The sequence below is a fragment of the Vibrio sp. 1874 genome, from assembly GCF_033344395.1.
In the GTDB taxonomy this organism is placed as follows: domain Bacteria; phylum Pseudomonadota; class Gammaproteobacteria; order Enterobacterales; family Vibrionaceae; genus Vibrio; species Vibrio alginolyticus.
Genome location: NZ_JAWPOR010000182.1, coordinates 1 through 1052 on the forward strand (window position 1 = coordinate 1; position 1052 = coordinate 1052).

A 1052-nucleotide genomic window follows, 5' to 3' on the forward strand; every position below is an offset into this window, starting at 1 on the left:
TGGTCAGTGGAACATCTACGCAGCCCAAGCGTCCGATGGGGATAACTGGGCGGATGACTCACCACGATGCCGAGATTTACTCGTGAACAAGTTGCTGCCAAATTGTCAGTACTATTCTTATATAGAAATCACGCGTCGCTCACATCAGACCTTATGGCACGAGTATGAGAAGCTCACCGACGAGTTTCCAAACTTCGCTATGAAGAATATTCGCTCTGTGGAGGATATCTTCCCAGTCTTCCGAGAACTATTCCAAAAAGAAACGGCGTAAGGAGGCTAGCGATGACTACCGCAACAAAAAACCTCTCTGGAGAGGCGCCTAAAAAGCGCAACAGCAAGTTGCTACCTGATGGACTAGATTGGACATTCGAACTGCTTGAACGCTATCACAAGGAAATAAAACGTGTCGCGGAGCACTATCGTTTGGACACCTATCCAAATCAGATCGAAGTGATCACGTCTGAGCAGATGATGGATGCGTACTCAAGTATCGGTATGCCTATCAACTACAACCATTGGTCATTTGGTAAAAAGTTCATTCAAACAGAACAGAACTACAAACATGGTCAGATGGGCCTTGCGTACGAGATTGTGATTAACTCCGACCCTTGTATTGCGTATTTGATGGAAGAGAACACAGTCACTATGCAAGCGCTTGTCATCGCGCACGCGTGCTACGGCCACAACTCTTTCTTCAAGGGGAATTATCTGTTCCAAACGTGGACGGACGCCAGTTCTATCATCGACTACTTACTCTTTGCTAAAAAGTACCTTGCCGAATGTGAGGAGCGCTATGGCGTTCAAGAGGTTGAAAAGCTTCTCGACTCCTGCCATGCGTTAATGAACTTTGGTGTCGACCGCTACAAACGACCAGAGAAAATCTCGATTACCGAAGAGAAGGCCCGCCAAGAGGAGCGCGAGGCTTATCTGCAATCTCAAGTCAATGAACTGTGGCGAACCGTACCAAGAGCCAAAACTAAAGAAGAAGACATTAAAGAGCGCTTCCCTAGTGAACCTCAAGAAAACCTACTCTACTTCTTTGAGAAACATGC

At 46.7% G+C, this 1052-nt stretch carries 2 protein-coding genes; both read left to right on the plus strand.

Features of this window, described 5'->3' with window-relative positions; translation table 11 throughout:
- Positions 1–271: DUF444 family protein (locus tag R8N46_RS25470; RefSeq protein WP_318189812.1), on the plus strand; the 271-nt coding region annotated here is incomplete at its 5' end.
- A gap of 11 nt (positions 272–282) precedes the next feature.
- Positions 283–1052 (plus strand): SpoVR family protein (locus tag R8N46_RS25475; RefSeq protein ID WP_318189813.1); only part of this gene is annotated, 770 nt, incomplete at its 3' end.